This window comes from Streptomyces agglomeratus (assembly GCF_001746415.1).
Lineage (GTDB): Bacteria > Actinomycetota > Actinomycetes > Streptomycetales > Streptomycetaceae > Streptomyces > Streptomyces agglomeratus.
On the sequence record NZ_MEHJ01000001.1, the window covers coordinates 6427277 to 6449039 of the forward strand.

Consider the following 21763-nt stretch of genomic DNA (forward strand, 5'->3'; position numbering starts at 1 on the left):
TCGACAGGCCGCCTCCCGACCCTCCAGGGGTGGGGAGGCGGTCGCACATCCCCACCCCTTGAGGAGCAGTAGCTGTGAGCAGCAACAACGGTGACGTCCGGCTCTGGGGCGGCCGCTTCGCCGACGGTCCTGCCGAGGCCCTCGCCAAGCTGTCCGCGTCCGTCCACTTCGATTGGCGGCTCGCGCCGTACGACACCGCCGGCTCCCGCGCCCACGCCCGCGTACTCCACAAGGCGGGGCTGCTCACCGAGGACGAACTGCGGCGCATGCACGCCGGTCTCGACCAGCTCGCGGCGGACGTCGCGGACGGTTCGTTCGTCGGCACGATCGCCGACGAGGACGTCCACACCGCCCTGGAGCGCGGGCTCCTGGAGCGGCTCGGCGCCGATCTCGGCGGCAAGCTGCGCGCCGGCCGCTCCCGCAACGACCAGGTCGCCACCCTCTTCCGGATGTACCTGCGGGACCACGCCCGGATCATCGGCGGCCTCCTCGCCGAGCTCCAGGACGCGCTCGTCGGTCTCGCCGAGGCGCACTCGGACGTCGCCATGCCCGGCCGTACGCACCTCCAGCACGCCCAGCCCGTCCTCTTCGCCCACCACGTCCTGGCCCACGTCCAGTCCCTGTCCCGGGACGCGGAGCGGCTGCGGCAGTGGGACGAGCGGACGGCCGTGTCGCCGTACGGATCGGGCGCCCTGGCCGGTTCGTCCCTCGGCCTGGACCCGGAGGCGGTCGCCGCCGACCTCGGCTTCGAGCACGGTTCCTCGGGCAACTCCATCGACGGCACGGCGTCGCGCGACTTCGTCGCCGAGTTCGCCTTCATCACCGCGATGATCGGCGTCAACCTCTCGCGGATCGCGGAAGAGATCATCATCTGGAACACGAAGGAGTTCTCCTTCGTCACCCTCCACGACGCCTTCTCCACCGGCTCCTCGATCATGCCGCAGAAGAAGAACCCGGACATCGCCGAGCTCGCGCGCGGCAAGTCCGGCCGCCTCATCGGCAACCTGACCGGCCTGATGGCGACGCTGAAGGCCCTCCCTCTCGCGTACAACCGCGACCTCCAGGAGGACAAGGAGCCGGTCTTCGACTCCTGCGACACGCTCGAAGTCCTGCTGCCCGCCTTCACCGGCATGATGGCCACGCTCACCGTCAACCGCGAGCGCATGGAGGAACTGGCGCCGGCCGGCTTCTCGCTCGCCACCGACATCGCGGAGTGGCTGGTCCGGCAGGGCGTGCCGTTCCGGGTCGCCCACGAGGTCGCGGGCGAGTGCGTCAAGGAGTGCGAGCAGCAGGGCATCGAGCTCGACCAGCTCAGCGACGAGCAGTTCGCCAAGATCTCCCCGCACCTCACCCCCGAGGTGCGTACGGTCCTGAACGTCGCCGGCGCCCTCGCCTCCCGCAACGGCCGCGGCGGCACCGCGCCTTCGGCGGTCGCGATCCAGCTCGCCGAGGTGAAGGCCGACTTGGCGGAGCAGCACGCCTGGGCCACCGCCAAGAACTGAACCTCGCGGTCCGGTTGAGTACGGTAGTGAGCGACCGTACTCGACCGACCCTGCGGGGAGGCCCCGATGCCCTTTGCCCGGCTGGCTGCGGCTACCACTGCCACCGCCCACTTCGGACTCGGCCTCGCGGCCGTCGGCCGTCCGGCGTACATCACGCCCGGCCGGGACCGTGATCTGCCTGCCGGCCGCACCCCGGACGCCCTGCGCGAGTGCGCCCACGAACTGCTGGACGCCGCCTACGCGCAGGGCGTGCGCTACCTGGACGTCGCGCGTTCGTACGGCCGTGCGGAGGAGTTCCTCGGGGAGTGGCTGCGCGCCAGGCCCGAGGTCCAGGACGTGGTGATCGGCAGCAAGTGGGGCTACACGTACACCGCCGACTGGCGTACGGACGCCGACGTCCACGAGGTCAAGGACCACAGCTTGGCGGCCTTCGAACGGCAGTACGCCGAGACCGCCGCCCTGCTGGGCGACCGCCTCGACCTGTACCAGATCCACTCGGTCACCCCCGACAGCCCGGCGCTCACAGACCCGGCGCTGCACGCCCGGCTGGCGGAGCTGGCCGCCGGTGGCGTCACCGTCGGCATCTCCACGAGCGGTCCCGGCCAGGCCGAAGCCATCCGGTCGGCGCTCGCCGTGACGGTCGACGGCGAGCCGCTGTTCCGTACGGTCCAGGCGACGTACAACCTGCTGGAGACCTCGGCGGGGCCGGCGCTGGCCGAGGCTCACGAGGCGGGCCTCACCGTGATCGTGAAAGAGGCCCTGGCGAACGGCAGGCTCGCCGGACCCGCCGCCCCGGCCGCGCTGCGCGCCGTAGCCGGGGAGACCGGCTTCTCGTGCGACGCCGTCGCCATGGCGGTGATCCTGCGGCTGCCCTGGGCGGGCGTCGTCCTGTCCGGCGCGGCGACCGCGGTCCAGCTGGTCTCCAACGTGCACGCCGCGGTGGTGGACCTGGACGACAGTCACATGGCCCGTCTGGCGGAGTCGGTGGAGGAGCCGGGGGCGTACTGGAAGCACCGCTCGGAACTGCCCTGGAGCTGAGCCGTTACCCGGTGCGCGAGACATTAATGTCTCATTCGGGTTATTGTTGTCTCATGACTGTCGATCGCGAGCAGGTGCTCCGCACCGCGGCCGCCCTCCTCTCCCGCAAGGCGACCGCGACCATGGACGAGGTCGCCAAGTCGGCCGGCATCGGCCGGGCCACCCTGCACCGCCACTTCGCCGGTCGCGAGGCCCTGGTCAAGGCCCTCGAAGGGCTCGGCATCCGTGAGTTCGAGGCGGCGCTCGACGCGGCCCGGCTGAACGAGGGAACCGCCGAGGAAGGGCTGCGCCGCCTGATCGCCGAGATCGAGCCCGCCGCCGGTCTGCTCGCCTTCCTCGTCACGGAGAACCAGCTCTTCGAAGGCGCACAGGTCCACGAGGGATGGGGCCGTCTGGACGCCCGCGTCTCCGCTCATTTCCGGCGCGGCCAGCAGCAGGGCGAGTTCCGGATCGACCTCACTCCGGCCTGGCTGACCGAGGCGCTGTACGGGCTCATCGGCACCGGCGCGTGGGCCGTCCAGGACGGCCGGGTGGCGGCGAAGGACTTCCAGTACATGATCGTCGAGTTGCTGCTCGGCGGAGCACGTCGGAACGTGGAGCAATGACCAGTAGCGGCCGGCACCAGATGGCGCGGAGCGCCGTCCACCATCCCGGCCGCTGGCTCGCGCTCGGCGTGCTCGTGCTCGCCGTGCTGCTCGTCGCCGTCGACGCGACCGTACTCGGCCTCGCGACGCCCTTCCTCAGCGAGGACCTCCAGCCCTCCGGCACCCAACTGCTGTGGATCGGTGACGTCTACTCGTTCGTCATCGCCGGCCTGCTCGTCTCGATGGGCAGCCTCGGCGACCGGATCGGGCGCAAGAAGCTGCTGCTGTGCGGCGCCGTCGCGTTCGGCGCCGTCTCGGTGCTCAACGCGTACGCCAGCAGCCCCGAGATGATGATCCTCGCCCGCGCGCTGCTCGGCGTGGCAGGCGCGACGCTGATGCCCTCCACGCTCGCGCTCATCCGCAACATCTTCCACGACGCCGAGGAACGCAGCTTCGCCATCGGCATCTGGGGCGCCGCCGCCTCGGCCGGCGCGGCCGTCGGCCCGGTGGTGGGCGGCTTCCTCCTGGAGAACTTCTGGTGGGGCTCGGTCTTCCTCATCAACGTGCCCGTGATGCTGGTCCTGGTCCTCGTCGGCATCAAACTGCTGCCCGAGTCCAAGGACCCGGCGCCCGGCCCCTGGGACCTGCTCAGCGTCGGGCTCTCACTCGTCGGCATGGTCGGCTTCGTGTACGCCGTCAAAGAGGCGGCGGCACACGGCCTCGCCTGGGGGACCGGGCTCACCGGGCTGGCCGGACTGGCGGCGCTCTTCTGGTTCGTACGGCGCCAGCTCACCCTCCCCTCGCCGCTGCTGGACATGCGGCTCTTCCACCACCGGGGGTTCTCGGGCGCGGTCCTCGCCGACCTGCTGACCATCCTCGGCCTGTCCGGCCTGGTCTTCTTCCTCTCGCAGTTCCTGCAACTCGTCCAGGAGCGCTCCCCCCTGGAATCGGGCCTCATCGAGCTGCCCGCAGCGGCCGGCGCGGTGGCCGCCGGTCTGGCGGCCGGCTACGTAGCGCGCAGGGTCTCGGTCCGCAGCGCGGTGACCAGCGGCCTGGTGGCGCTCGGACTCGGTCTGTTGACCTGCACCATCGTCACGGCGGACACCGACGTGCCGCTGCTCGTCGCGGCCATGGTCGTCGGCGGCATCGGGGCGGGACTGGCCTTCACCGTGACGGCGGACGTCATCCTCTCCAGCGTCCCCAAAGAGCAGGCGGGAGCCGCCTCGGCCGTCTCCGAGACGGCGTACGAACTGGGCGCGGCGCTCGGCATCGCGCTGCTCGGCTCGATCGTGACCGCCATCTACCGCAGCTTCACGGTGCCCCCGGACACCCCCGCCGAGGTGGCCGACGCCGCGCACGACTCCCTCGGCGGAGCCGTGGAGGCGGCGGAGTCCCTCCCGGCCGACCAGGCCGCCGCGCTCATCTCGGCGGCGCAGGACGCGTTCACGGACGGCTTCCAGGCGGGGGCGTGGGTGGGGTCGGTGGTGCTGTTCGCGACAGCGGTCGCGGCGTGGTTCATGCTGCGCGGCCAGAAGCTGGCGAAGGGCATCGTCGACGACATCGAGTGAGGCGTGCGGTGCCCGAGGCAGCCGCGAAGGCGGCGCGGGCGGCGCGCGGAAAGGGGCCGGGGCACCCGTCGGTGCCCCGGCCCCCGGCCGTACGGTGACGCCGCCTCGGGCGGCTCCGCTCAGGCGGCCTTCGCCTTGGTGGCGTACATGTCGACGTACTCCTGGCCGGACAGCCGCATGACCTCGGCCATCACCGAGTCCGTCACCGCGCGCAGCACGTAGCGGTCGCGGTCCATGCCCTCGTAGCGCGAGAACTCCATCGGCTCACCGAAGCGCACCGTCACCTTGCCGGGACGCGGCAGGCCCGCGCCGCCCGGCTGGAGCTTGTCCGTACCGATCATCGCGAACGGCACCACCGGCGCGCCGGTCATCAGGGTGAGGCGGGCGATGCCCGTCCGGCCCCGGTAGAGGCGGCCGTCGGGGGAGCGGGTGCCCTCCGGGTAGATCGAGAAGATCTTGCCCTCCTCGAGCACCCGGCGGCCCGTCATCAGCGCCGCGACACCGCCGCGGCCACCGTCCCGGTCCACCGGGATCATGCCGCAGCTGGTGAAGAACCAGGCCATCAGCCGGCCCTTCAGCCCCTTGCCGGTGACGTACTCGTCCTTGCCGATGTAGTACACCTGCCGGTCGCAGCAGATCGGCATGATCATCGAGTCGATGAACGTCAGATGGTTGCCCGCCAGGATGACCGGACCGGTCCCGGGAATGTTCTGGGCGCCCTCCACCTGTGGGCGGAACATCAGGCGCAGGATCGGTCCGAGCACTGCCTTGATGAGCGCGAGACGGGACAACGGTTCCTCCGGTGTCGTGGCCGGGTGAGGCTGTCGGCCTGTTCTGGATGAAGTCTGTGCAGGTGAGGACGATACTCGCCGTGTCCGCCCGACCGCACATCGGGTTCATCACATCGATACGCAGTGTTGACGTGTGTTTCCGGTCCGTTCCGTCCACAGTCTCGTCCGCGTAAGACGTAGGCGCCTACGATCGGGCCCTTCATTCTTGGCAGGTGCGGGACATTCGCGGGACATCTGCGGGAACTGACGGAGGAGCGTTCATGACACAGGGCGGACAGCGGAATCCCGGGCGGCGCACGGTTATCGGCGCGGCCGTACTCGGGGCCGGGGGCGTCACCCTCGGACTGCCGGGCACCGCGGGCGCCGCCGGGAGCGAGGGGGACGGCCGGGGCCACACCTCCTACCGTGACCTCCCCGTACCGACCGTCGTGGCGCACCGCGGAGCCAGCGGCTACCGCCCCGAACACACCATCGGCTCGTACCAGCTCGCCCTCGACATGGGCGCGCACGTCATCGAGCAGGACCTCGTCCCCACCAAGGACGGGCACCTCGTCTGCCGCCACGAGAACGACATCACCGGGACCACGGACGTCGCGGCGCACCCCGAGTTCGCGTCCCGCAAGGCGACGAAGTCCGTCGACGGCGTGTCGCTCACCGGCTGGTTCACCGAGGACTTCACCCTCGCCGAGCTCAAGACGCTGCGCGCCAAGGAGCGGATCCCGGGCACCCGGCAGGAGAACACCCTGTACGACGGCCGCTGGACGATCCCCACCTTCGAGGAGGTGCTGCGCTGGGCCGAGCAGGAGGGCCGCGCCCGGGGCCGGCGGATCTGGCTGCACATCGAGACCAAGCACCCCACGTACTTCCGCGGCCGCGGCCTCGGCCTCGAAGAGCCCCTGGCCAAGCTGCTGCGCACGTACGGCCGCCACAAGAAGAACTCGCCCAACTTCCTCCAGTCCTTCGAGCCCGGCAGCATGCGGCGCATGGCCGGGCTGGTCGCGGCGCCGCGCGTCGTACTCCTGTCCGGCGCCGCCACCCGGCCCTGGGACTTCCAGGTGGCCGGAGACCCGCGCACCGTCGCCGACCTGGTGAAGCCCGAGGGGCTGAAGTGGATCGCCGACTTCGCCCAGGGGATCGGCCCCACTCTCGACCTCATCATCCCCAAGGACGCCACGGGCAAGCTGGGGGCGCCGACGACGCTCGTACGGGACGCTCACGCGCGGGGGCTGATACTCCACCCGTACACGATGCGCAACGAGAACACCTTCCTGCCCGCGGACTTCAGGCGCGGCACCGATCCGGCGGCGTACGGAGACGCGTTCGGCGCCTTCAAGCGCTACTTCGAACAGGGCATCGACGGCATCTTCTCCGACCACCCGGACACCGCGCTGCTGGCGGCGGAGGACTTCGCGCGCGAGCGCTGACGGGAGCGCGGGGAGGGCCGCGTGTCCACGGACGGGTGACTGTGGCGCCGTACGGCAACCGCCGGCCGCCGGCCTCACGTCCCGCCTGGCATGACCCTCCCCGTGATCATCCCCGTCCCCGCCGCCCCGCCCACGGCGGCGTCGTCCGCCCTCTTCCGTACGCTGCGCCCCCTGCTCGCCGCCGAAGCCGTCGCGGAGGCGGCGGGCGGCGGAGTCGAGGCGGGCGACCTCGAACAGGCCGTATGGCTGCGGCTCGTCGAACTCCTCGACGGCTCGGGCCCGCCGCCCGACCCGGCGGGCTGGCTGCTGCACGCCGTACGGACCGAGGCGAGCCTGGCCCGCCGCGCGACGCGGCGTGAACTGCCCTGCCCCGCCCCACCGGCCGCGACGGCAGACACCACCTGCCCGGAACGCGCCGCGCTGAGCGCGGAGCGGCGGCGGGCCCTGCGTGCGGCGGTCCGGAGGCTGCCCGGAAGGTGTCCACGGCTGCTGGACGCGATGCTGTCGCCGTCCGACCCCACGTACCGGGAAATCGCAGGAAGGTTGGGAATGTCACAGGGCAGTTTGGGGCCCATGCGTTCCCGTTGCCTGGGATGCCTGCGCAGAATGCTGGCGGCGGAGGTTGCGGCTCCAGGGCAAAGGGGAATGGAGCGATAAGCAACCGGCGTATCAGGCGAGCGGGAGGCATGCACACATGGGCATGAGCGTGACCATCTCAGCGGCAACGGCGCAGGATGCCGAGCAGATCCTCAAGTTGCAGTACCTGTGTTACCAGGGCGAGGCCGAGCTGTACGGCGACTACAGCATCGAGCCGCTCACCCAGACCCTCGACGATCTGCGGGCCGAACTCGGGCGCAGCCACACGCTGGTGGCCCGGCTCGGCGACGAGGTGGTCGCGTCCGTGCGTGCGGCCGTGGACGAGGCGGGCACCGCGCGGATCGCGAAGCTCATCGTGCACCCCCGGATGCAGCGGCACGGCCTCGGCGGGCGGCTGCTCGACGCGATCGAGGCGTACTTCGCCGGGGAGCCCGCCGCGAAGCGCTTCCAGCTCTTCACCGGTCACCGCAGCGAGGGCAGTCTGCGGCTGTACCGCAGCCACGGTTACGCCCTGGTGGCCACGGAGCAGGTGGCACCGGGCTTCGCCCTGGTCACCCTTCAGAAGGAGCCCGCGGCGCGGACGCTCGCCGCGAGCGCGTAGGCGGCGGGGCCTGCCCCGCCCCGCCCCTTCCCATGTGTCACCCCGGGAAGGGGTGGGCAAGGCGAAGGGGCGGGCAAGGCGAAAGTTTTCGCCTCAGGCGTCCGCCCTACCCGCGCCGCCGCGCCTTCCGCAGCCACATGACGCCCGTCACCGGCAGCAGCACCGGGATGAACAGGTAGCCCTTCCCGAACGCCGACCACACCGTCGCGTCGGGGAACGCCGACGGCTCGATCACCGTCCACGTCCCCACCACCAGGACGCCCAGCAGCTCCGCCCCGCAGCACACCAGCGCCGCCCGCCGGGCGGTCTCCCCGCCCCGCACCAGCGTGTACGTGATGAAGGCGTACACCACCGCGGCCACGGCGGACAGCGTGTAGGCGAGCGGAGCCCGGTCGTACTCCGTGGCGATCTGGTAGGCCGAACGGGACACCGCGCCGACCGACATGACGCCGTACAGCCAGACCAGCAGCAGCCCCGGCCCACTCACCAGCCGCGTGCGCGAACCGGCGCGCTCCCGCGTGACGGGCTCGCTCATCGTCAGCCTCCCCAGATGTCGTGCAGCCGGACTTCGAGCACGGCCAGCACGACCGCGCCGGCCGAGACGGTCACCGAACCCCACCGGGTCCGCTCGCCCAGGGAAAGGAAACCGGCGGCGGGCACCGCGGCGAGCGCCCCGACGAGGTACGAAACGAAGATCACCGTGCCTTCGTCCGGCTTGCCGCCGCCCGCCAGCCGCACGACGCCCACGACCACCTGGGCGAGGGCGAGCAGGGACACCACGGCCATGCCGATGAAGTGCCAGTCCTTGGTGGGCTGATCGCGGAAGGCGGCGTAACCGCACCACGCGGCGAGTACGAGCGCGGCCGCGGAGACCGCGACCGTCAGGGCGTCGAGCATGACGACGAGCGTATTACGACCGTTTACGTCCGCGACAACGGGTGGGCGTAGGGTCGACGCCCATGAAGATCCACGCCGAAGCCCTCCTGTTCGACAACGACGGAACGCTCCTGTCCTCCCTGGAGTCGGTGATCCGCTGCTGGACCCGCTGGGCGGGGGAGTACGGCATATCGGCGGAGGAATTCGCGGCCGTGGAACTGCACGGCCGCCCCGCCGCCGAGATCGCCGCGGACCTGCTGCCCGCGGACGTGGTGCCGGCGGCGGTCGCCCGTATCGAACAGCTGGAGGTCGAGGACGTGACCAGCGCCGGCGCAGTGGTGCTGCTCCCCGGCACCGCCGCGCTCCTCGCGAGCCTGCCCGCCGACCGCTGGGCCGTCGTCACCTCCGCCACCCGCAGGCTCGCCGAGGCGCGCCTGGCCGAGGCCGGCATCCGCCCCAAGGCGATGATCGCCGCGGACGACATCACGCGCGGCAAGCCCGACCCGGAGCCCTACCTGCTCGCGGCCCGCAGGCTGGGGGTCGACCCGGCGCGGTGCGTGGTGTTCGAGGACGCTCCCGCAGGGCTCCAGGCCGGCCGCGCGGCGGGCATGACGACCGTGGCGTTGGCCACAACCCACGACCGCTCCGAGCTGGTCGCGGACATCGTCGTGAACGATCTCTCGGCCGTGTCGGCGCAGGCCACGGACAGCGGCGTGGAGATCTTCGTCGCGGACTGACACCGCGCCGCACGTCTCCGGTGGCGAGACGGAAGTGTCCGCTATTCGGACACGATGGATCGACGCGTACGCACGTCTGGTTTACTCATCGCATGACCACGACGAGCAGCCGCACCCTTGCGACCGAGGCGACGATGACGCCCGGTGCTCGTTGTATGTGTCGAATGTGCGCCTTCTGAGGGCCCCTGCCTGAGCCTCGCGCCCCGAAGCGAGACCCGACAGCCGCGCCCCGAGTCCACCCGAGCGCGTACGTACTCGAAGGACCGGGCCCGCCTGCCCCGCGCACGCGTTGCCTCCGGTACCCACCGACCCAGCCGTGCCACGTCCACAAGACGAATGCCCCGTGCCCGGCGGACACTTCGCCGCGCACTCGACAGTGACGGAAACCCTGTGATCACCACTACGGGCCTCACCAAGGTCTATCCCTCGCGTGGCCGCGAAGTCACCGCCCTGGACGGCGTCGACCTGCACGTCCGAGAGGGCGAGGTGTACGGAGTCATCGGTCAGAGCGGCGCCGGGAAGTCCTCCCTGATCCGCTGCGTCAACCTGCTGGAGCGCCCCACCGCCGGCACGGTGACCGTCGACGGCCAGGACCTCACCGCACTCGCCGGCCGCGGCCGGCGCGCCGGCAAGGAGCTGCGCCAGGCGCGCAGCCGCATCGGCATGGTCTTCCAGCACTTCAACCTCCTCTCCTCGCGCACCGTGAAGGACAACATCGAGCTGCCGCTCGAAATCCTCGGCGTGTCCGGGCAGGAACGCTCCCGCAAGGCGCTGGAACTGCTCGACCTCGTCGGCCTCGCCGACAAGGCGAAGTCCTACCCGGCCCAGCTCTCCGGCGGCCAGAAGCAGCGCGTCGGCATCGCCCGCGCGCTGGCCGGCGACCCCAAGGTGCTGCTCTCCGACGAGGCCACCTCGGCGCTCGACCCCGAGACCACCCGCTCGATCCTCCAGCTGCTGCGCGACCTCAACCGGCAGCTCGGCCTGACCGTCCTGCTCATCACGCACGAGATGGACGTCGTCAAGACGATCTGCGACTCGGCCGCGCTGATGAAGAAGGGCCGCATCGTCGAGTCCGGCACGGTGAGCGAGCTCCTGGCGACGCCCGGATCCGAACTGGCGCAGGAACTCTTCCCGGTGGGCGGCCAGGCATCGGGCCCCGGCCGCACCGTCATCGACGTCACCTTCCACGGCGAGGCCGCGACGCAGCCGGTGATCTCCCAGCTCTCCCGTACGTACAACATCGACATCTCGATCCTCGGGGCCGCGATGGACACCGTCGGCGGCAGGCAGATCGGCCGGATGCGCATCGAGCTGCCCGGACGGTACGAGGAGAACGTCGTCCCCGTCGGATTCCTGCGCGAGCAGGGGCTCCAGGTCGAGGCCGTGGAAGCACCCGACGAACCCGCGAACGTACCGGCGCAGGCCGCCGCCCCCGCCCTGGTCAAGGAAGGTGCCAAGTGAACTGGTCGGAGATGCAGCCGCTGTTGACGCAGGGAACCGTCGACACCCTCTACATGGTGCTGTGGTCCACCGTCGTCTCGGTCATCGGCGGCCTGCCGCTCGGCATCCTGCTCGTCCTCACGGACAAGGGCGGACTGCTCCAGAACGTGGCGGTCAACAAGGTCATCGGCGTGATCGTGAACATCGGCCGCTCCCTGCCGTTCATCATCCTGCTGATCGCCCTCATCCCCTTCACGACGCTGGTGGTGGGTACGTTCATCGGCCCCAGCGCGATGATCGTGCCGCTCGCCATCGGCGCCATCCCCTTCTTCGCCCGGCTCGTCGAGACCGCGATCCGGGAGGTCGACCACGGCCTCGTCGAGGCGGTCCAGGCCATGGGCGGCGGCGTACCGACCGTCGTCTTCAAGGTGCTGCTCCCGCAGTCCCTGCCGTCGCTGATCTCCGGGATCACCACCACCGTCATCGTGCTCGTCGGCTACTCGGCGATGGCGGGCGCGGTCGGCGGCGAGGGCCTCGGCAGCAAGGCCGTCACATACGGATACCAGCGCTTCGAGACCGAGTTCATGCTGGTCACCGTGGTCATCCTGATCGCGCTCGTGACCGTCGTACAGCTCATCGGCGACGGCGCCACCCGGCTCCTGACGCGCCGCGGACGCACCGCGTCGTAGCCGCCCGGAACCTCCTGTCCCAAGCAAGCCCGCACTCCTTGTCCGGGCGACACCACCGCAACACCCAGAAAGAGGCACTTTTCGTGCGTAAGAACATCAAGATCACCGCGGCTGCCGCCGCCTCCGCCGCCCTCGCCCTCGGCCTCACCGCCTGCGGCACGGCCTCCGACCCGGGCGCCAAGACCGAGTCCGGCGGCAAGGCCGACCCGTCGAAGGCGCTCGTCGTCGCCGCGTCCCCGACGCCGCACGCCGACATACTGAACTACGTCAAGGACAACCTGGCGGCGAAGGCCGGCCTGAAGCTCGAGGTCAAGGAGTTCACGGACTACGTCCTGCCGAACACCGCCACCCAGAGCGGCGAGGTCGACGCCAACTTCTTCCAGCACAAGCCGTACCTCGACGACTTCAACAAGAAGAAGGGCACGACCATCGTGCCCGTCGCCGATGTCCACCTGGAGCCGCTGGCCCTCTACTCCAAGAAGGCCAAGGACATCAAGGACATCAAGCCCGGCCAGACGGTCGCGGTGCCCAACGACACCACCAACGAGGGCCGCGCCCTCAAGCTGCTCGCGGACAACGGCCTCATCACGCTGAAGGACGGCGCGGGCCAGGACGCCAAGCTGTCCGACATCAAGGACAGGAAGGGCCTGGAGTTCAAGGAGCTGGAGGCGGCGACGCTGCCCCGCGCCCTGAACGACGTCGACGCCGCGGTCATCAACGGGAACTACGCCATCGAGGCCGACCTCGAGCCCGCGCAGGACTCCCTGGCCATCGAGAAGGCCGAGGGCAACCCGTACGCCAACTTCCTCGCGGTCAAGAAGGGCAACGAGAAGGACGCGCGCGTCGAGAAGCTCGCCGAGCTCCTGAACTCCGACGAGGTCAAGAAGTTCATCGAGGACAAGTACGCCGGCTCGATCGTGCCGGCCTTCGGCGCCGTCAAGTCCTGACGCCCGTACGGTCCTTGTGAGCCAGGGCCCCGCCGGCCGCACGCGGCCGCGCGGGGCCTTCGCGTTCCCGGGGCGCCGCCACCCGGTCATGCGCACGACGGGGACGATGCTGCATGCTGTGCCTTTACGTCCCTCACGACGGTCCACGGCATGGAGCTGCGCATGACTACCACCTTCCCGGACATCTCCATCAGCACGGACCGGCTGGTGCTGCGCCCCTTCGACGAATCGGACATCCCGGCGCTCACCGAGATGATGAGTGACGAGATGGTCACCGCCTGGACCTCCGCGCCCTACCCGTACACCACGCTCGACGCCGAGCGCTGGGTCCGCAGGATCGCTCCTGCGGAACGTACCCAGGGGCGCGGAATCGCCCTCGCCGTCACGGAATTCCTCACCCAGCGGCTCGTCGGGACCGTCCACCTCCAGCACACCGACTGGCGCACCCGCGCCACCGAGGTCGCCTATGTGACGGCCCCGTGGGCGCGCGGCGAGGGCTACGCCACCGAGGCGGTGCTCGCCGTCGCCCAGTGGATCTTCCGCGACCAGCGGTTCGAGCGCCTGGAACTGCGCACCGCCGCCGACAACACCGCCTCCCAGCAGGTCGCGCAGAAGATCGGCTGCATCAGCGAAGGCGTCCTGCGCAACGCCTGGATAGCGCGGACCCAGACGGAGGACGGCGGGTGGACCGACATCCGTACGGACTTGATCGTATGGAGCCTGCTGCCCGAGGATCTCGAAGGTGTGGCCGACCGGATGGCCGACGCGGGCGGCTACGGCGCGTACAACGACTGGAACTGACCGGAACGGACACGAAGCCACCGGAACCGGTCCCGAGCGGACTCGGAACCGCATGCCCGCCGGGGGCCGTCCTGGTCTGTACCGGATACGCTCACCCTGCTCGCGCCGTCGCCCGGGCCGCCGCAGAACCGCCCGTACCACCAGCGCCCCGTACTCACCAGCGACAACCCCAGGAGACTGACAAGGATGGCCGACCGGGTCACGGTGATCGGCTGGGACGGATCGCCGCTCACCGCCGCGGCCAGGTCCGCCCTCGGGGCCGCCACGCTCGTCGCGGGCGCCGCGCACCACCTCGCGCTCCCCGAAGTGCCGCCGGGCGCCGAGCGCATCCGCCTCGGCAGCGTCGACCTCGCCGCCCGCCGCATCGCGGGCCACCGGGGCACGGCCGTCGTGCTCGCCGACGGAGACCCCGGCTTCTTCGGCGTCGTACGCACCCTGCGCGCACCCCAGCACGGCCTGGAGGTCGAAGTGGTGCCCGCCGTCTCCCCGGTGGCCACCGCCTTCGCCCGGGCCGGAATGCCGTGGGACGACGCCCAGGTCGTCGTCGCCCACAGCCGCACACTGCGCCGCGCCGTCAATGTGTGCCGCGCGCACACCAAGGTCGCCGTGCTGACGTCACCGGGCGCCGGGCCCGCCGAACTCGCCCTGCTGCTCGAAGGAGTCCACCGCACCTTCGTCATCTGCGAGGAGCTGGGCACGGCCCGCGAACAGGTCACCGTCCTGACGTCCGACAAGGCCGCCGACCACACCTGGCGCGACCCCAACGTCGTCATCGTCATCGGAGGGAGCGCGGGCCCCGTCTCCGCCGTCGGCCTGGGAGGCCCCGCCGGCCCCGGCGGCCCCGGCGGCGGCTGGATCAGCGGCCATGACCCCGGCTACCCGCCGGCCGTACGGGGCTGGGCGCTGCCCGCCGCGGAGTACGGCGACGGCGACGGACCGGACGAGCGGCCCGGGGACACGCGGGAGGGCGAGTACGCCGGCCTGCGGGCAGCCCAGCTGGCCCGGCTCGGTCCCCGTACCGGCGACCTCGTCTGGGACATCGGCTCGGGCAGCGGGGCGCTCGCCGTCGAGGCGGCGAGGTTCGGCGCGGCGGTCATCGCCGTCGACGCCGACCCGGACGCCTGCGGCCGTGCGACAGCCGCCGCGCGGCGTTTCGGCGTACAGCTCCAGGTCGTGAACGGGCGGGCACCGTACGCCCTGGAGGACCTGCCCGAACCCGATGTCGTACGCATCGGGGGCGGGGGAGTGGCCGTCGTGTCCGCCTGCGCCGACCGCAGGCCCGAGCGCATCGTGACGCACGCGTCCACCCGCGACGAGGCGGAGGCCATCGGCCGGGCGCTCGCCGCAGGCGGCTACACCGTCGAATGCGCGCTGCTCCAGTCCGTCGAACTCGACACGACGGCCTGGTCGGAACGCGACCGCTCGGTGGTCTTCCTGCTCTCCGGTGTCCAGGAGCGGCGCGAAGCATCCCGGTGAGAGCAGCCCGACAGCGCCCCATGATGATCCCGCCGGGAGGCGCGGGGTAGGCTGGCCGATCGTTGTACCGCAGCCGGGCGTTCGGCACTTCGTTCGCCAATGTCCGGAAAAGGGGCCCGTTTTGGCGCTCTATGTGGTACGGCGCAGCCGGGGGGCGCGCAACGTGGCGCAGCCCACAGCGGGCCGTGGCGGGACTTCCCGCCCTGGCGGCGAACGGCCGCGAGAATGCATGGTGTCCGTGGGGGTTTTCGTGCCGCCGGGCAGGGACGCTCGTTCTTGTTGAGCGGGTACCGGTACATGCCGCGAGCGGACGTCCCGGGCGAAGGGGCCGAAGGAGCACAAGCGATGGGCGAGGGGTACGCATGACTGACACCGGCCGGGTCCCGGGCGAGGGATTGCCGGAGGACGCGGGCATGGTGGCGCAGCCGGGCATCGCCGCTCCGGACGCGTACACCTTCACCGAACCCTCCGAGAACGCAGCCGAGGACGACGACCTCCTGCTGATGCCGGGCGCGCAGGGAGCCTGGAGCGACCCGCAGGTCGTGTCGGCTCCGCAGCCGCAGATACAGCAGGTACCGCAGCCCCAGCACGCCATGCACGCTGCCGGGGCGCCGCAGGCCGAGCCGGTCGCGCAGGCGGCCGAGGTGTCGCAGGCGCTGCCGCAGGCGCAGCCCGAGTACCAGGCGGCGCCGGCTTCCCCGGCGGCCGAAGCCGCCGAGCCGCAGCCGGCCGCCGCCCCGGAGGCGCAGAGCGCGCCGTCGGGGGCCGGGCAGGTTCAGGCCGCTCAGCCGCAGCCGCAGTTCCAGCCGCAGCCCGAGATGGGCGAGCCGGGCGCGCACGAGACCGGTGGCCGCGACTCCGGTTCCGTCGACCTCAGCGCCGTACGTACGCCGCAGCCGGCGCCCGCGGTGGCCCAGACGCCCGCTCCCGCGCGCCGCCCGCTGCATCTCGGTCCTCCGATGCCCGAGGCCACCGGAGGCGTCGTGCGCTCGCTGGCCGACCGCGGGCCCGCGGCCGCCGCCCCCGGCGCCGCGGCGATGCCCCGGAACCCTGCCCCGGTACGGCAGCCGGCACCGCCGGTGACCGGTCTGGAGTACCTCGACATGCCGAGCGACCAGGCGGCCGCGCTGCCCGGACCGCAGCTCGGCACGATCCCGTCACAGGCTGCTACGCCTTGGCCTCAGCCGCAGGAGGCCCAGGCGCCTCAGGGGAACCCTGCAGAAACGGTCGTTCCGGAGGCTGAGACTCCGGTACCACCGGCGCAGGTTCAGCCCGAGCCCACGGCTGAGCCGGTTCCCGAGCAGGTGCCCGCGCCCGAGCCCGTGGCCGCCCCCGTCGCGGAAGAGGCCGTCAGTGTTCCGGCCGAGCCCGAGCCGGTGGCCGCCGCCGAGCCGGTGGCGCCCGAGCCGGTCGCTCCCGAGCCGGAACCCGAACCGCAGCAGCAGGAGCAGCACCCGGTGCCGTCGCAGGAGCCCCACCCCGTCGGCGAGTTCGTCCCGGTCGCGGGGTCCCTCCCGACCGAGCCGCAGCTCGCTCCCACGCCGGCCGAAGCGCCGGCCGCCGAGCCCGCGCCCGAGCCGGTGACCGAGCCGCCCGTCGTCGCCGAGGTGCCCGAGCCGGAGCCCCAGCCCGTACCGGAAGCCGAGGCCGTGCCCGCGCCGCCGGCCGAGGCCGCGCCGGAATCCGCCGAGGCCCCTCTGCCGGCGGCCGAGCCCGTCGCGCCCGTGGCCGAGCGGCCGGCAGCCGAACCGGCCGCCGCGTCCGGCGAGGCGCAGCTGACGCCGGAGGAGGCACTCCCGGAGCCCGCTCCCGTACCGGAGCAGCTCGCGGAGCCCGAAACCGAGCCCGCGGCCCCGGCCCCCGTGCTTGTGCCCGCCCCGCGCGACGGCGGCCCCGCCGCGGAACGCCCCGTACAGCAGCAGGAGCAGGAAGCCGCCCCCGCCGAGCCGGAAGCGGCCCCCGAGCCCGAAGCGATTCCCGAGCCCCCGGCAGCGGCCACCGCGCCCGAACCCGCACCGGTCGTCCCCGACGCCGAACCCGCACCTGTCGTCCCGGACGCCGGCCCCGCACCGGTGGTCGCCGAACCCGGGCCCGCAGCCGTCGTCCCCGAATCCGCTCCCGCACCCGGCTACGACGACGCCGAGCGTGAAGCGGTTCTGCGGGTCATGCGCGAGCGCCGCGACATCCGCAACGGCTTCCGCAGCGACCCCATCCCGCACGAGGTACTGCTCCGCGTACTCGAAGCAGCGCACACCGCGCCGAGCGTCGGCCACTCCCAGCCCTGGGACTTCGTGGTCATCCGCTCCGCCGAGACCCGCCGTACGATGCACGAACTGGCCGTCCGCCAGCGCGACGCGTACGCCAAGTCGCTGCCCAAGGGCCGGGCCAAGCAGTTCAAGGAACTGAAGATCGAGGCCATCCTCGACACACCGGTGAACATCGTCGTCACCGCCGACCCGACCCGCGGCGGCCGCCACACCCTGGGCCGCCACACCCAGCCGCAGATGGCGCCGTACTCCTCCGCCCTCGCGGTCGAGAACCTGTGGCTCGCGGCCCGCGCCGAAGGGCTCGGTGTCGGCTGGGTCAGCTTCTTCGACGAGCGGGAGATGGTCCGCGCCCTGGGCCTGCCCGAGCACCTGGAGGTAGTCGCCTACCTCTGTGTCGGATACGTCGACGAGTTCCCGGAGGAGCCCGAGCTGATGCAGGCGGGCTGGTCCAAGCGCCGCCCGCTCTCCTGGGTCGTCCACGAGGAGACGTACGGCCGTCGCGCGCTGCCCGGCGAGGAGCCGCACGACCTTCTCCAGGAGACGGTCTCCACCATCCGCCCGCTGGACGCCAAGGCGCTCGGCGAGGCATGGGAGCGCCAGAAGCGCATGACCAAGCCGGCCGGCGCGCTGGGCATGCTGGAGATCATCTCGGCGCAGCTCAGCGGCCTGTCCCGGATGTGCCCGCCGCCGATCCCGGAGCCCGCGGCCGTCGCGATCTTCGCCGGAGACCACGGAGTGCACGCCCAGGGAGTCACCGCCTGGCCGCAGGAAGTGACCTCCCAGATGGTCGCCAACATCCTGGGCGGCGGCGCGGTCTGCAACGCCTTCGCGAGCCAGGTGGGTGCGGAGGTCTGCGTGGTGGACGTCGGCGTCGCCGGTGAACTCCCCGCCACCCCCGGCCTGTTGCCCCGCAAGGTGCGCGCGGGGACGGCGGACTTCACCACCGGTCAGGCGCTCACCCACGAGGAGGTGCTCGCCGCGATCGAGGTGGGCATCGAGACGGCGCGCGACCTGGTGGCAGCGGGCAACAAGGCCCTGATCACCGGTGAGATGGGCATCGCCAACACCACGGTCTCGGCGGCACTGATCGCGGTCTACACGGGCCAGGACCCGGCCGAGATCACCGGCCGTGGTACGGGCATCAACGACGAGATGCACGCCCGCAAGGTCGACGTCGTACGCCGCGCCCTGGAGCTCCACCACCCGGACCCGGCGGACCCGATCGGCGTCCTGGCGGCGGTCGGCGGCCTGGAGCACGCGGCGCTGGTCGGCTTCCTGCTCGGCGGAGCGTCTCTGCGTACGCCGGTGATCCTGGACGGCGTGAGCGCGGGAGCGGCGGCCCTGGTCGCCCGGGCGATCGCCCCCGAGTCGCTCGCGGCCTGCATCGCCGGCCACCGCAGCGCCGAACCGGGTCACGTGGCCGCCCTCAACAAGCTGGGCCTGCGCCCCCTGGTCGACCTGGACCTGCGCCTCGGCGAGGGCACGGGCGCGCTGCTGGCGCTGCCGGTGGTCCAGAGCGCGGCGCGTGCGATGCACGAGGTGGCGACGTTCGACTCGGCAGGAGTCACGGAGAAGTAACCGCACGCAGCCCGGCCGTGCCCCTCACGCTCCGCAGTGGGGGGCACGCCAATGCCTGCCCCCGCCACCGCCCCTGCCGGGTGAGAGCAACTAGTGCCCGGGGTGCCGATCGCAGCCCGCGCCCGGGGCAGGCCCTTCCCACGGTGCCGGGAGGGGACGTGTCGGGGCGCTCCCCGCAGGGTGTCGAACGCAACACGCCCCCAACGATCCCGGTGCCCGAACGTTCGGCACCCGAGGAGACGCCCCGACGCGGCACCGACCCCGTCCGCGAGCCGAGGCCCCGCAGCCCCCGCCCCGCCCCACCGCCTCCCGGTCCCCGCAGCCTCCGCCCCGCCCCACCGCTCCCGGTCCCAGCGGCCCGCGCCCCGCCCCACTCGCCCCCGGCCCCCCGCAGCCGCGCCCCGGAAGTGACCTGCCCCGCCCCCGTCCGCCGGTGACCCCGAAGCCCCCGGCCCGTAAGGTATTCGCCAGGGCGCCGAACCCCGCCCCACCAGCCGCTTCACCGTCGCAGCGGCGCAAGGCCCCCACGCCGCACAGCGGCAGAGCCGCAAGCCGCACCCACCTCCCCGTCCCGAGGAGCCGCACGCCATGACAGCGCCGCACGCCGCCGCAGGCGACCCGTACCCCGCCTACCCCGTCGGACTCCGCCTCGCCGGGCGGCGCGTAGTCGTCATCGGCGGCGGCCAGGTCGCCCAGCGCCGCCTCCCGGCGCTCATCGCGACCGGCGCGGACATCGTCCTCGTGTCGCCGTCCGCGACGCCCTCCGTGGAGGCGATGGCCGAAGCGGGCGAGATCCGCTGGGAGCGCCGCCCGTACGCCGAAGGGGACCTGGCCGAAGCCTGGTACGCGCTGATCGCGTCCACGGACACGGCCGCCAACGCCGCCGCCTCCGCCGAGGCCGAACGCACCCGCACCTGGTGCGTCCGCTCGGACGACGCCGAGGCGGCCACCGCCTGGACCCCCGCCACGGGCCGCTCCGAGGGTGTGACCGTGGCCGTCCTCACCAGCGGTGGCCCCGACCCCCGCCGGACCGCCGCCGTGCGCGACGCCATCGTCGAGGGCCTGCGCGACGGCACGCTCGTCGCCCCCCACCACCGCACCCGCACCGCCGGCGTAGCCCTCGTCGGCGGCGGCCCCGGCGACCCGGACCTGATCACGGTCCGCGGCCGCCGCCTGCTCGCCGAGGCTGACGTCGTGATCGCGGACCGCCTCGGCCCGCGCGACCTGCTCGACGAACTCCCGCCGCACGTCGAGGTGATCGACGCCGCGAAGATCCCGTACGGCCGCTTCATGGCCCAGGAGGCCATCAACAACGCGCTCATCGAGCACGCGAAGGCCGGCAAGGCCGTCGTACGTCTCAAGGGCGGCGACCCGTTCGTCTTCGGCCGTGGCATGGAGGAGGCCCAGGCGCTCGCCGAGGCCGGCATCCCGTGCACCGTGGTCCCCGGCATCTCCAGCTCCATCAGCGTCCCCGGCGCGGCCGGAATCCCCGTCACCCACCGGGGCGTCGCGCACGAGTTCACCGTCATCAGTGGCCACGTCGCCCCCGAGGACCCGCGCTCCCTCGTCGACTGGAAGGCGGTCGCGGGCCTGCGCGGCACGCTCGTACTCCTCATGGCCGTCGAGCGGATCGGCGCGATCGCCGACGCCCTGACGACGTACGGCCGCTCGCCCGAGACCCCCGTGGCGATCATCCAGGAGGGCACGATGGCCGCCCAGCGCCGCGTGGACGCGACGCTGGCGACCGTCGCGGAGAGGGCCAGGACCGAGGACGTACGTCCGCCGGCCGTCATCGTCATCGGCGACGTGGTCACGGTAGGCCCGGAGCAGCGGGCGTAAACGCAAGCGCAAGCAAGCGCAGGCAAGAGCACAGCAAGCGGGCGGGGGAGGGCGTAACCTTCGGTAACCCCACCCCGCCCCACCCGTTGGCACCGCACCCACGACAAGGCAGTATCACCCTGTGGCCGAGCTCATCACCATCGACGACCCCGACGACCCGCGCCTGAAGGACTACACGGGCCTGACCGACGTCGAACTGAGACGCAAGCGCGAGCCCGTCGAGGGCCTCTTCATCGCCGAGGGCGAGAAGGTCATCAGGCGCGCCCGGCACGCCGGTTACGACATGCGGTCGATGCTGCTCTCCGCGAAGTGGGTCGACGTCATGCGTGACGTGATCGACGAGGTCCCGGCCCCGGTGTACGCCGTGAGCCCGGACCTCGCCGAACGCGTCACCGGGTACCACGTGCACCGCGGCGCCCTCGCGTCGATGCAGCGCAGACCGCTCCCGACCGCCGAGGAGCTGCTGGCGACCGCCCGCCGGGTCGTCGTCATGGAGGCGGTCAACGACCACACCAACATCGGCGCGATCTTCCGCAGCGCCGCCGCGCTCGGCATGGACGCCGTGCTGCTCTCCCCGGACAGCGCCGACCCGCTCTACCGCAGGTCGGTCAAGGTCTCCATGGGCGCGGTCTTCTCGGTGCCGTACGCCCGCCTGGAGTCGTGGCCCAAGGACCTGGAGAAGGTACGGGAGGCGGGCTTCAAGCTCCTCGCCCTCACGCCCGACGAGAAGGCTTCGGTGATCGACGACGCGGCCCCGCACCGCCTCGACCGGGTCGCGCTGATGCTCGGGGCGGAGGGCGACGGTCTGTCCAGGCAGGCGCTCGTGGCCGCCGACGAGTGGGTCCGTATCCCGATGGCGCACGGCGTCGACTCGCTGAACGTCGGCGCGGCGGCCGCGGTCGCCTTCTACGCCGTGGCGACGGGCCGCCCGCAGACCTGACCGGCCCGGCGTGCGAACCGCGCGTCCAGGCCCGGCCGGCGAACCGGGAGCCCGGCCGGGGTGTCTCC

19 protein-coding genes are annotated in these 21763 nt (G+C 72.3%); 16 read left to right on the forward strand and 3 right to left on the reverse strand.

Annotation, left to right across the window (positions count from 1 at the left end; translation table 11 throughout):
- Positions 1-74: 74 nt before the first annotated feature.
- The 4 genes from argH (at position 75) to AS594_RS28145 (ending at position 4692) form a co-directional block, all read left to right on the forward strand.
- A complete protein-coding gene (argH, locus tag AS594_RS28130) occupies positions 75-1502 on the forward strand; it encodes an argininosuccinate lyase (RefSeq protein WP_069929637.1) in 1428 nt (475 codons plus the stop codon).
- 66 nt (positions 1503-1568) lie between these two features.
- Positions 1569-2540 (forward strand): aldo/keto reductase, encoded by a 972-nt coding sequence (locus tag AS594_RS28135; RefSeq protein ID WP_069929638.1) that lies wholly within the window; start codon positions 1569-1571, stop codon positions 2538-2540.
- Between the two features lie 53 nt (positions 2541-2593).
- The gene (locus AS594_RS28140) at positions 2594-3145 is read left to right on the forward strand and encodes a TetR/AcrR family transcriptional regulator (protein ID WP_069929639.1); all 552 of its coding nucleotides are present in this window, start codon (positions 2594-2596) and stop codon (positions 3143-3145) included.
- Positions 3142-4692: an MFS transporter gene (locus AS594_RS28145; protein WP_069929640.1), complete on the forward strand. Its 1551-nt coding sequence runs from the start codon at positions 3142-3144 to the stop codon at positions 4690-4692. Before AS594_RS28140 ends, AS594_RS28145 begins: the two co-directional genes overlap by 4 nt.
- 119 nt (positions 4693-4811) lie before the next feature.
- Here the strand turns inward: AS594_RS28145 and AS594_RS28150 are convergent, their stop codons facing one another.
- Positions 4812-5483 carry a lysophospholipid acyltransferase family protein gene (locus tag AS594_RS28150; RefSeq protein WP_069929641.1) on the reverse strand — a complete coding sequence of 224 codons (672 nt, stop codon included), beginning with the start codon at positions 5481-5483 and terminating at the stop codon, positions 4812-4814.
- Positions 5484-5743: 260 nt separating this feature from the next.
- On the opposite strand from AS594_RS28150, the gene AS594_RS28155 reads away from it, so the two are divergent.
- The 3 genes from AS594_RS28155 to AS594_RS28165 all read left to right on the forward strand — a co-directional run bounded on the left by AS594_RS28155 (position 5744) and on the right by AS594_RS28165 (position 8105).
- Positions 5744-6907 (forward strand): glycerophosphodiester phosphodiesterase, encoded by a 1164-nt coding sequence (locus AS594_RS28155; protein WP_069929642.1) that lies wholly within the window; start codon positions 5744-5746, stop codon positions 6905-6907.
- 90 nt (positions 6908-6997) lie between these two features.
- On the forward strand, positions 6998-7564 hold the full coding sequence (locus AS594_RS28160) for a sigma-70 RNA polymerase sigma factor region 4 domain-containing protein (protein ID WP_240509097.1): 567 nt from the start codon (positions 6998-7000) through the stop codon (positions 7562-7564).
- 37 nt (positions 7565-7601) lie between these two features.
- Entirely contained in the window at positions 7602-8105 is a 504-nt protein-coding gene (locus tag AS594_RS28165) for a GNAT family N-acetyltransferase (protein WP_069929643.1), read from the forward strand.
- 106 nt (positions 8106-8211) lie between these two features.
- Here the strand turns inward: AS594_RS28165 and AS594_RS28170 are convergent, their stop codons facing one another.
- The gene (locus tag AS594_RS28170) at positions 8212-8640 is read right to left on the reverse strand and encodes a hypothetical protein (RefSeq protein WP_069929644.1); all 429 of its coding nucleotides are present in this window, start codon (positions 8638-8640) and stop codon (positions 8212-8214) included.
- A 2-nt stretch (positions 8641-8642) separates the two neighbouring features.
- Positions 8643-9002 (reverse strand): hypothetical protein, encoded by a 360-nt coding sequence (locus tag AS594_RS28175; RefSeq protein WP_069935473.1) that lies wholly within the window; start codon positions 9000-9002, stop codon positions 8643-8645.
- 62 nt (positions 9003-9064) lie between these two features.
- Between AS594_RS28175 and AS594_RS28180 the strand changes: the two genes are divergently transcribed.
- The 9 genes from AS594_RS28180 to AS594_RS28220 all read left to right on the forward strand — a co-directional run bounded on the left by AS594_RS28180 (position 9065) and on the right by AS594_RS28220 (position 21695).
- Positions 9065-9718 carry an HAD family hydrolase gene (locus AS594_RS28180; RefSeq protein ID WP_069929646.1) on the forward strand — a complete coding sequence of 218 codons (654 nt, stop codon included), beginning with the start codon at positions 9065-9067 and terminating at the stop codon, positions 9716-9718.
- 390 nt (positions 9719-10108) lie between these two features.
- Positions 10109-11179, forward strand: coding sequence for a methionine ABC transporter ATP-binding protein (locus AS594_RS28185; RefSeq protein ID WP_069932142.1), 1071 nt, complete (start codon positions 10109-10111; stop codon positions 11177-11179).
- Entirely contained in the window at positions 11176-11847 is a 672-nt protein-coding gene (locus AS594_RS28190; protein WP_069929648.1) for a methionine ABC transporter permease, read from the forward strand. Before AS594_RS28185 ends, AS594_RS28190 begins: the two co-directional genes overlap by 4 nt.
- An 83-nt stretch (positions 11848-11930) precedes the next feature.
- Complete coding sequence (locus AS594_RS28195) at positions 11931-12794, forward strand: MetQ/NlpA family ABC transporter substrate-binding protein (protein ID WP_069929649.1); 864 nt, start codon at positions 11931-11933, stop codon at positions 12792-12794.
- A 162-nt stretch (positions 12795-12956) separates the two neighbouring features.
- Positions 12957-13595, forward strand: a complete 639-nt coding sequence (locus AS594_RS28200; protein WP_069930840.1) for a GNAT family N-acetyltransferase — start codon at positions 12957-12959, stop codon at positions 13593-13595.
- 186 nt (positions 13596-13781) lie between these two features.
- Positions 13782-15071 carry a precorrin-6y C5,15-methyltransferase (decarboxylating) subunit CbiE gene (cbiE, locus tag AS594_RS28205; RefSeq protein ID WP_069929650.1) on the forward strand — a complete coding sequence of 430 codons (1290 nt, stop codon included), beginning with the start codon at positions 13782-13784 and terminating at the stop codon, positions 15069-15071.
- Positions 15072-15433: 362 nt separating this feature from the next.
- Positions 15434-18916 (forward strand): nicotinate-nucleotide--dimethylbenzimidazole phosphoribosyltransferase, encoded by a 3483-nt coding sequence (gene cobT, locus AS594_RS28210; protein ID WP_069929651.1) that lies wholly within the window; start codon positions 15434-15436, stop codon positions 18914-18916.
- Between the two features lie 588 nt (positions 18917-19504).
- The gene (gene cobA, locus AS594_RS28215; protein WP_069929652.1) at positions 19505-20755 is read left to right on the forward strand and encodes a uroporphyrinogen-III C-methyltransferase; all 1251 of its coding nucleotides are present in this window, start codon (positions 19505-19507) and stop codon (positions 20753-20755) included.
- Between the two features lie 121 nt (positions 20756-20876).
- Complete coding sequence (locus tag AS594_RS28220; protein WP_069929653.1) at positions 20877-21695, forward strand: TrmH family RNA methyltransferase; 819 nt, start codon at positions 20877-20879, stop codon at positions 21693-21695.
- The last annotated feature ends 68 nt before the right edge of the window (positions 21696-21763 follow it).